The 10,094-nt window shown below is 52.0% G+C and carries 9 protein-coding genes and 1 pseudogene; 7 read left to right on the top strand and 3 right to left on the bottom strand.

Annotation, left to right across the window (positions count from 1 at the left end):
* From CBD51_002575 to CBD51_002545, 7 genes and pseudogenes are all read left to right on the top strand, one after another.
* Window positions 1-2,134 (top strand): annotated as a pseudogene (locus CBD51_002575) (alpha/beta hydrolase).
* Entirely contained in the window at window positions 2,134-2,802 is a 669-nt protein-coding gene (locus CBD51_002570) for a hypothetical protein (GenBank protein ID RPG59794.1), read from the top strand. The pseudogene CBD51_002575 and the gene CBD51_002570 overlap by 1 nt, the downstream one beginning before the upstream one ends.
* Before the next feature lie 3 nt (window positions 2,803-2,805).
* Window positions 2,806-3,456 carry a class II aldolase gene (locus CBD51_002565; protein RPG59793.1) on the top strand — a complete coding sequence of 217 codons (651 nt, stop codon included), beginning with the start codon at window positions 2,806-2,808 and terminating at the stop codon, window positions 3,454-3,456.
* A complete protein-coding gene (locus CBD51_002560; GenBank protein ID RPG59792.1) occupies window positions 3,395-4,381 on the top strand; it encodes a hypothetical protein in 987 nt (328 codons plus the stop codon). Before CBD51_002565 ends, CBD51_002560 begins: the two co-directional genes overlap by 62 nt.
* A 255-nt stretch (window positions 4,382-4,636) precedes the next feature.
* A complete protein-coding gene (locus CBD51_002555; GenBank protein RPG59791.1) occupies window positions 4,637-5,791 on the top strand; it encodes an acyl-CoA dehydrogenase in 1,155 nt (384 codons plus the stop codon).
* The gene (locus CBD51_002550) at window positions 5,791-6,915 is read left to right on the top strand and encodes an acyl-CoA dehydrogenase (GenBank protein ID RPG59790.1); all 1,125 of its coding nucleotides are present in this window, start codon (window positions 5,791-5,793) and stop codon (window positions 6,913-6,915) included. The genes CBD51_002555 and CBD51_002550 overlap by 1 nt, the downstream gene beginning before the upstream one ends.
* A 131-nt stretch (window positions 6,916-7,046) precedes the next feature.
* On the top strand, window positions 7,047-7,913 hold the full coding sequence (locus tag CBD51_002545) for a hypothetical protein (GenBank protein ID RPG59789.1): 867 nt from the start codon (window positions 7,047-7,049) through the stop codon (window positions 7,911-7,913).
* Between the two features lie 117 nt (window positions 7,914-8,030).
* Here the strand turns inward: CBD51_002545 and CBD51_002540 are convergent, their stop codons facing one another.
* From CBD51_002540 to CBD51_002530, 3 genes are all read right to left on the bottom strand, one after another.
* Entirely contained in the window at window positions 8,031-9,200 is a 1,170-nt protein-coding gene (locus CBD51_002540) for a DUF3089 domain-containing protein (protein ID RPG59788.1), read from the bottom strand.
* Window positions 9,201-9,418: 218 nt separating this feature from the next.
* Entirely contained in the window at window positions 9,419-9,811 is a 393-nt protein-coding gene (locus tag CBD51_002535; GenBank protein RPG59787.1) for a hypothetical protein, read from the bottom strand.
* 31 nt (window positions 9,812-9,842) lie between these two features.
* Window positions 9,843-10,094: aldehyde dehydrogenase family protein (locus CBD51_002530; GenBank protein ID RPG59786.1), on the bottom strand; the 252-nt coding region annotated here is incomplete at its 5' end.

Below are 10,094 nucleotides of genomic sequence, written 5' to 3'. Positions count from 1 at the left end.
GCAAAAAGGGGGCATGCTGGGTACGATGAGTAATGATGGGGAAATTTTGGCACCCGAGGGCTTTGCTCAGTTTCTATGTTCTGACGAATTGGGTTCCGACCTGGGCAGAGTAGGGTACAAGTTTGTGCGCGACATGCTGGTGGGAATACAGCGCACCAGGTCGGTGAACCTCACACATATCGCCAGGAGTCTCAATGAGAATATTCGCCTGCATGCGACGCACAAACGCCTATCTCGCAACCTTGACAACCCAGCGCTCGCCGCGGCCCTGTCTGATCGGCTTCTGCGACTTGGTGCACATAGAGTATCGAGCAAGACGCGTTTAATAGTCCACCTGCATGAACTAAATAAGAAATATGCGCGCAAAGTTGAGTACTTGTCGGGCTCGGTGAATTGTGTCGACTCGGGATTCAAGGTGTGCGAGGTGCTCGCAAGCGATGCGGATTCTGAAATCTTCACTCCGCTGGTAGCCGCGGTCTGGTCGGATCGTGTGCCGGATTTTGTCAATGATGCTGAGGAGGTAACAAAATTACTGCGCCGCGTGGCCCAAGCTACGAACAATAGGGGGCTGTTCTACTTTGATGACCAAAGCTTTTCCAGTGAGTTCTTGAAAAGCATTGTGGCGGATCCTAGCTTTAACTTTCTCGCGATGATGAATGGCGTTGAACTGGATGTTCTTTACCGTAATGAACGCGTTTCAATGAACGAACTTGTGAAAGACGTGCAAACGACATACGGACGCACGATGTTCAAACTTATCCCCGAAGGTGTGTCAGGTATGTCAAAAAGTACAGACCTTGATGTGTTTCTTCACGCGGGTGCTTTAGCTATCAAGTTGCCAAATTCGAACAGAAACCTGAGGCTAATAGCTCTGAAGTCAAAGAATCGATTCGTAGGCGAAATCGCAGCTCCGATGATCACAACCGAGACTAACTTGCGGTCCCGAAAGGGTCTGATGGGTCTAGTAGAGTCATTCCTCTCCTTGCAAGATGTCGTCAGCACGCATCAAGCACTTCGCGACAGCTTCGATCCCTCCAGCTTTCGCGTGCTGACGTACCATCGCCTTCAGTTTCTGATGACACTTTTACAAGGAGTCATACATTACGAGGTAACGTTCGCAGGTAGCGGATCCGTCAACGACCACCANTTTTCACACACCCCNCATGACGGTGANGTNAATCGAACTTANTTCNTNCCNGAAAAACAGNGAGGCTNCGCNAGGNCAGNNNGNNTGAGTNNNNGNTNCATNNANGGATCAANACGGACTTANTNNATGGCAAGNNTAGAAATGCAGANATTCCTGGATGGTATNGCNACCGGTCTGGATAAGGGNAAGCACCTGCCCATTGAGGACCAACGGCGGAATTTNGATTCCTTTATGGCCGAGTTGCCGCTTCCGGAGAGCATTCTGATTGACGACTACATATTGGCAGGCCGCCCAGCACGCAAATATTTTACGCCGGGTGTTCGCGAGGATGCATCGCTGCTCTATTTTCACGGCGGCGGGCACGTAACTGGCTCATTAGATTCCCACCATTCCTTAGCCGCACATCTGGCAATCGCTTGTGGAACGGCCGTCAATGCTCTCGACTACCGGCTTGCTCCCGAGCACCCTTATCCCGCCGCGGTTGATGATGCTGTTTCCGCTTACTCGGCGATGCTCGATTACACANCAAGCGAAAACATCATGCTTGCTGGTGACTCAGCTGGAGGTAACTTAGTTCTAGCCTGTTTCCTGCGAATCAAACGCGAGGGATTGCCGATTCCGGGTTGTGGAGCATTGCTGTCGCCAGCGACCGATTGGACTGGCAACACTATAAGTCCTGCTGAGATGCGGGCCGAGCTCATGGTGAATGCTGGACTCTATGCTGGAGATTGGCCACTGGACACGCCTGAGATATCGCCTTTGTATGGAGATCTGAGTGGCTTACCTCCCTTGTTAGTTCAATACGCCAAAGATGAATTTCTTCAGGAAGATTCAACCCAGCTTGATATTCGTGCCCGTGAAGCTGGAGTCCATGTCGAACTGCGCGAATTTGACGAGGCATTCCATGCTTTCCAGGTAATGACAAGCTTGCCAGAATCTCATCAGGCTCTGGCGGAAATTGGTGCTTTTTACAATAAACATATCTAATGACCGCGGGAAATGAAGACAAGTTGCGTCTGCTGAAAGCGGAGTATGACCGCGATGGGTTTGTCGTTGTTCGTGGTTTTTTGAGCGATGCTGAAGTCCGTGAGTTGCGTATTAGGGCGTTGCCGCTGGCGGACAGAATGACCAGTCAAGATCACGGTGCAGGAAAGTATAAGAACGTTATAAAGTCACTTCATCATTATGATGGCTACCTCGATGCGCAACTAAAGAGTGGCAAACATGTCCAGTTTTTAGAACAGTTATTGGGCGGCGAAGTTGCGGGTTTGTCGGTAGCTTGGTTTGGTCGTCCAGAGGGTGATCTCCAGGGCATAGGGCCTCATATAGATGCGCTAGGTCGTGAAGGCGATTCAAAAGGCGGCGTAACAATTTGGTTTGCACTTGATCCGGTCAATATCAAAAACGGCTGCCTACAATATTTGTCAGGCTCCCATAGAGAGGAGTACGCGAATGTTATGCCCATTCCAAATATTGATCAGGAGTCCACAGACGTTATAGCGGCTGAACTCGAACCGGGAGACGCAGTGGTTCATAGCGCCCGCACGGTGCATTGGTCTGGCGGTAACCACTCGGACGAGCCACGTGACGCTGTCTCCTTTTTCTATTCTTGTCCCAGCGATTCTGCCGAGCGGCAGGCGTCGGGATTTCACTAGGAGATGCAAATGGAACAGCTACACTCTTCGGAAGATCTGGTTGCCACCTACCGTCATTTGGTCGATACAGGTCTTATGGATCTGGCGACTGGTAACGTGAGTTGCCGAGTAGAAGGTGGGATGTTGATTTCCTGCTCTGGCGCAACTGCTCAAAATCTCACGCCAGACCGTGTTGTATTCGTGCGAGAAGACGGCACGTGGGCAGGGGACATAAAACCCTCCTCAGAATGGCGCATGCATTCAGCCGTGTATAAGAACAGCGACAAGGCAAACGCAGTGATTCATGCCCACTCAGCCTATTGTGTTGCCATGGCTTGCAACAACATGCCTTTGCCCGGATTCCACTATATGGTCGGTATGTTCGGCGGTTCAGATGTGCCATGCGTCCCCTACTCGACCTTCGGAACTGGAGAGCTTGCAGAAAACGCTGGCAACGCTTTGCAGAGNCGCGCGGCGTGCTTACTCGGTAATCATGGAATGATTTGCCGTGGCGCTGATTTTGATAAAGCAATCAGCAATGCAGAATTGCTAGAAATACTGTGCAAGCATTACTTGCTTGCTAAGCAGTTGGGCGAGCCGGATCTGTTGACCGATGAACAGTGGGATGAATTTTTTGGTCGCGCTGAAAAAGTGGCATACAGCGCTTTTATATAGTGCTGAAAAGGCATTTCAGCTTGAAAAAAAATTGATCATTGTTTTCGGGGTCTTTGTTTTTCTTGTCGGTTGCGTGGCCCTTTATCTCCTCCCGTACAGGCACCATTTGCCTAAAACAGAGCTCGTCATCGATGGAGTGACTCGAGAATACTATTTATTTGTGCCGAGCGATGAAGCATCTAGCCCTAGCGGTCTGATCATCACGCTGCAGGGGGGAGATGCTGATGCAGGTTGGCGCTTCCCTGGACAGGACGAGTGGGAGGCAATTGCTGAAAAAGAGAACATGATTATTGCCTTACCGTCGGGTTATACATACGGTGATAACGAAGGCGCATGGGTGCTCAACACTGACGCCACGGCAATGCAGGATATCAACTTCTTCAATCAGATGATTTCTGATATTTCCGTGCGACACTGGGTAGACACCTCCCGAGTTTATGCGGTTGGCTACTCACTGGGTTCAATGTTTGCGTATGAGTTGGCGTGTCATATGAGTGAGAGTTTTGCCGCTATCGCTTCAGTTGCTGGCACCATGCCGCTTAATGTCAAATTGTGCGAGCAATCACGTAATGTACCGATTATGCATGTGCATGGTGTTGAGGATCCTATAATTGCTTACGGTAACTCCTGGGAATGGAAAGCATGGGACTCTGTCGGAGCTATGCGTGACATACCGAGCCTGATTGGCTATTGGAGCGAGAAATACGACTGCCAATCGAAAGTCGAGACGATCGGAGAAGTCATATCGCACTTTGCGTATAGCGATTGCGCTCAGGACGCTAGGGTAGAGCATTATCGGCTTGAGCGTGGGGCGCACGATTGGCCAGAGACACTGCTGGGTCAACCGACCAGCGAAGTGATGTGGTCATTTTTTAATCACTACAACTTGGCCGGNAAAAAGCTTAGGCCTAATAGTGCAAATTGAGCACCTAGCGCAGCGAGTGGAGTCACTCCAAGTCCCCGCAAGAACCGTAAGTGAACGGCTTAAACGTCAGGCAAGTTAGGTGTAACCAGTTTAGGTGAGACGAGTGGCAAAGGCGCCATGAGTGTGTCTCTGCTCAGTAAATTTGGGGGAGAGTAATCTAGAGAGTGCATTATCGTGCATGAAGTGTCATGTCTGGTAAAAGATTTTTGCTACTCTCTCGTAATCGCGAGCAGCAATTGATGGGGGCTCAAAAGTTTGCAGGATTTGGGAGAATTTCGAGTTTCAACACGCCGTTGGCTGGAANAAAACTGTCCACTAACTATGCGGCAGCCAATCACGGAGCGAGACATTTGCTCAGGCGGACGTCGCTTNGTCTTTCAGACTGATGATCAGAAGCTATGGCTTGACCGNATGGNNGAGCGCGGNTGGACNGCTCCNACGTGGCCGTCGGAGTACGGCGGCGGCGGCCTAGATCACGATCAAGCCAAGGTGTTGCGGGAAGAAATGGCACGCATCACCGCGCGACTTCCTTTACAAGGCATGGGCACCTCCATGATTGGTCCGGCAATTCTAGAATTCGGGTCAGATGCCCNAAAGAAACAGCATTTGCCGCAGATTGCGAGAGGAGAAATTCGCTGGTGCCAAGGTTACAGCGAGCCAGGAAGTGGTTCGGACTTGGCCGGACTCCAGACGCGTGCCGAAGATCACGGCGATCACTTTATTGTTAATGGACAGAAAGTCTGGACATCGAACGCAGACCAAGCCGACTGGATGTTTTGTCTAGTCCGCACTGATTTCGAGGCCAGTAAACACGCAGGTATCAGCCTNGTGCTTTTNGACATGGANTCTGCNGGCGTAACAGCAAGACCGATACGTNTAATCTCAGGAGCNTCAGTTTTTTGTGAGACGTTTCTGGAGGANGTCCGCGTTGAGAAAAGTCAAGTTGTGGGGGATATCAACAANGGCTGGACTATTGCTAAGTATCTGCTGACCCATGAGCGAGAAATGATTGGTGGTATCGGTACGGCGGCGGGTACGAGGACACTCGGTGAGCTTGCCACTGAAGTGATCGGGTTAAATGATGGTCGATTGTCTGATGAGATGCTTCGCACCGAAGTCGCTACTTGGGAGGTCGACTCGTGCTGTCACCAACTGACCATGGAGCGGGTTCGCGACGAGATGGCCTCAAGCGGTGTGGGCAATACCTCTGCGATGATCAAGTACTACGGCACTGAAATGAACAAACGCCGCTACGAATTGCTCATGGCACTTGGCGGTAGTGATGCACTCCACTGGGAAGAGGGCACAGACACTCAGCGCTGGTTGCGATCAAAAGGAAACTCGATTGAGGGNGGTACCTCCGAAATTCAGCTCAACATCATTTCAAAACGNATNCTAGGTTTGGGCTGATGCAAAAGCTGGTCTTAACTGAAGAGGAGCGGATGGTCCGTGAGTCAGCGACGGATTTTCTTTCTCAGAAAGCTGGTCCTGACGCTCTAAGGAAAATCCGGGATACCGCTAATCCTCAAGGATTCTCAAAGGAGGTTTGGCTGGAAATGGCGGAGCTCGGATGGCCATCAATTCTGATTGAGGAAGCGCAGGGTGGACTCGGTTTTAGTCACGTCGCGATGGGTCAGATCATGGAGTTGTGTGGCAGCACACTCGCTTGTTCGCCACTATTCTCGACGGCGGTTGTAGGCGCATCTGTATTGTCCCTGGGCGGCGATAGCTTAGCGCTGCTCCCAAAGGTCGCTGCCGGTAGTCTGACGCTAGCGCTCGCTGTCGATGAGGCTTCGCGGCACAATCCTGAGGATATAGCTACCACAGCCATTAAGCGCGGTGACAGCTACATCCTCAATGGGGAAAAGACGTTTGTCGTCGATGGCAACGTTGCGGATTANCTGATTGTCTCTGTGCGAGCGGCCAAAGATCCTGAAGATGTCTTGTTATTCCTTGTTCCTCGTGNCGCCGAAGGGGTTAAGATAATTAAAACAGAAATGGTCGACAGTAGAAATTCGGCAACTGTGCAAATTAATGATGTCACCGTTGAGTCTGATCAACTGATTAGTCAGTCAGGCGCCGGTCTGGCGACCCTGCAAAAGGTGCTTAATATCGCGAACGTCCATCTTTCGGCTGAGTTGCTCGGCATTGCGAACGAATGTTTCGGTCGGACGTTGCGGTATCTNAATGAACGCAAGCAATTTGGCGTAGAGATCGGTTCCTTCCAGGGATTGCAGCATCGCGCAGCGATACTGTGGACTGAAATTGAACTCTGCAAATCGATTGTGTTGAAGGCGTTGCGCGCACTTGATGAATCGCCAGAGGAGGCCGGACTGCTAGCCAGCACTGCTAAAGCAAAGACCTGTCAAGTAGCTGAGCTTGCATCGAATGAGGGTATTCAGATGCATGGTGGNATCGGTATGACCGACGAGTTNGATATAGGGTTNTTCATCAAGCGTGCTCGTGTNGCACAGATGCTTTACGGNGANAGGCGCTANCATCTNAATCGTTATGCTGAGTTGCGAGCCTACTAAGCACCTGGCTACCTCGGTGCCGCAAGTATCGGACTTATTGGCTCCTNAAAAGCTTTCACATCCTGTGGGTGTCAGATAATGCCGCTAGCGGTGCAGNTGTATGCCGCGTCTTAGGGCCCACAGAAATACTTATGAAGATTTTGGACGCGCACATCCAGCAGCTCAGAGATGATGGCTATGCCATCGTTGAGAATTTTATTGAGCCTGAATTGTTATCGAGGGCGCAAGAGGCGATGTGGGAGCTTTGCCCTCGCCCGGCAGACTACTTTGCAAATACCGACGAGCATACAACGCTCAGCACGAGCCAATTTGCAGGCATACATCGATTTCCATTCCCGACCTGGGACCTTAACCGCTTGGTCGTCAACCAGAATCTGATCGATGCGGCAGAGAAAATCTGTGGTACCAAGGACCTAGAACTCTATCAGGCCGAGTTTTGGGCAAAGTATTCTGGAGCGGTCGACTACNGGCAGTCGCACCACTTCGACTATGGTAATCACACNCTCGTCGTGCCAAAGCGGGCAAGTAGGCATGTTCAGCTGGCAGCCTTCATACTGCTTTCCGATGTCAGCGAAGCCGACGCGCCGACCTATGTAGTGTCGACCGACAGCGCCCGAGATACTCCATTCGTTCCCCGGACCCAGATCAAGAATGCTTTCGCGAGCCAGGAAGTTGCCATCACTGGCGCCGCTGGCAGTGTATTGCTTTACAAGACCGACACATTGCACCGCGGCTCAAATTTCACTCAGCCCGGCCGATCGCGATTTACGTTACTCGTCAACCTTCAGCCGCGCGGGTGGCGCTGGACAGGCAGGACAGCCTGGCCGCGAGAGGCATTGTCCAAATCTTGGTCCGATGCCATGGTTCGCATGACGCCGCGACAACGGACATTGTTTGGTTTCCCAGCACCTGGTGACGAGTACTGGGATGAGCAGACGATTCGCGACGTTGGCATGCGATATTCAGGGATGGACATGGGTCCATACCAGCAACGCTGAAAGCCTGTAGATACCGATATTCCCGCAATTATGAAAACGACAGGATCGTAACGCGGAGCTTTCGCTTATCGCTCGACTTCCAGATCTGCCGGCGTCATTTCGATTGGGCGTTCCCGATCATTGTGACGCCCTGTTGCTCCTTGATGAACGCGCGCGCGCGGTCGCGTTTTCGCGGATGTTGCCCCAGAACAAGCCATAGTCTAGACAGTGCAGGTTGCGCATGAAGAGCGACCAGAAGCCCTGCAGTTTCAATTTCTCGTCGCGGTCACCATTCACGAATAGCCATTTCCGAGTCGACTCGTCGCCGCAATAGGCTGAAACTGTGCCGCTAACCAATTCGCCCAATGAAGTGTCAAGCGCGCTGTATCCGGCCTCGACCGTCAGCGCTCCCAAATGGTTGCGCCTATCACTCCGTTTGCCGTCTGTTCGCCAAGTAATAGGATTAACACAAATACGTGGACCGGGGTCAAAGCCGGAGTAGTCACGGCCGTTCCAGATGTCCTGCTCCTCCTGATTGCCCCAGTGAGAGGGGTGCTTATCGGCTTCGTGCGCATCCCAGGTAATGAAACACCCTGTCTGCGTTGGTGCAGTGCAAACCTCTATATCCTCGTAGCTGTTGTCGACCAGCGCTTGCGGCAGTGAATTGCCGATAGCGTACGCCGCCACCAGACGCTCCATCAACGGAGTTCCGTCAATTTCTTCTTCGATCAATCGGACCAGGTGGAACGTACCCTGGCTGTGACTCGCCATGATGATGGGTTCTTCTGGCCCGATCTCCGCCAGAAAATGGTAAAAGGCCGCACGCGTATCCCGGTATCCGATGTTTTGAATCTGGCTGACGATACCCTCGCCGTGATACTCGCTGACGATAGATTGTCGGTAACGAGGTGCGTAAACACGACAGCAATCATTGAATACTGACGCTTGAATCGATACCGTGCCGCGATCAGTTCCGCGACGGGTTTCTTCGTGGTCCATTGGCTGCACCCAGTGTTCTGTGCCGCCGAATGTTGTTGGGTGCAGGAAGAAGGCAGATGCCAACCTACTGTCCTGCGGCGTTGGTGTCATGCCATCTGGCAATCGTTCTGCCGGGCTGCCAGGGCCCGGCCAAGCGGACCAGTTAGATCGCTGTGCGTAATCCGGCGCTGCGGGCAGCGGCCTAGACCCGAACGCGTGGGCGGGCGCGGTCATTCGCGCGTAGATGCCGGGCCCGAACACAATGGCGGCCGCCAGCAAAAGAGTTATCACGCCTAGACTCCAAAGCATGATCTTTAATATTTTTCTCATCGAGTCCTTCTGAAGCTCAACGCACAGACCATGGTGTTAAACCGGGTCGGCCATCGTTCATACGTGGCTGCCGGCATCACTTTGTTATCAGAATTTGTGGGAAGCGCGGAGAAGTTCAATGACATCCCGAAAACAGTCGCTCATGGCGCTACCCCCTGCAGCGATGTCTTTCGGTTCAAATAATGCCTATCACGCCATGGAATCACGGTGTTTGGCTGTCAATTCTTAGGTGGCTTCTGAATCAGTTCTAACCGATGTCCATCAGGATCGCGAGCAAACCCAATGATGGCCCCTCCCATTGAATCTATGACTTCCGGCTCTCTCTCCACCAGACAGCCTGCACCACGGATAGCTTCGATTGTTTCAGAGACGTTGTTGACGTAAAAAACCAGCTTGCCATCTCTCTTGTTGTTCTCGTGTTGTGTGCCGTCGGTATACTTCATGAGTAATACCGCAGCGCTCCGCGTGCCCTCAAATCCCAGCACTATTTCCTTCATCGTTGGAAGTGTGATGGTTTGCAAAGAGGTCATCCCAAGCGCGCGCTCGTAGAAGCCCGCAGACAGCTCTAGGTCAACCACTACTATTCCGACTGCGCTTAGGTACTCAGCCATGGGAGTTAACAGATCTGATTAATAGGCCTGATCAAAACAGTGTTTTCGATTCAGCTGGCGCGGCGTCCACCGGCACGAAACCTAGAACAGCTTTTTTCTCAAGGAACTCCTCCAGACCCCACTCACTAAACTCACGTCCATTGCCGGACTGTTTGTAGCCGCCGAAAGGAGAATTGATATCGAGTGGTGCGCCGTTTAGATGAACATTGCCGGCACGAAGGCGCGCGCCGATCGCCCTAGCGTGGTCGATATCCCCAGAGCTAACATATGCGGAGAGGCCGTA

The sequence above is a fragment of the Flavobacteriales bacterium TMED191 genome (assembly GCA_002171975.2).
Taxonomy (GTDB): Bacteria; Bacteroidota; Bacteroidia; order Flavobacteriales; family TMED113.
This window is presented reverse-complemented; position numbering and strand designations above follow the sequence as displayed.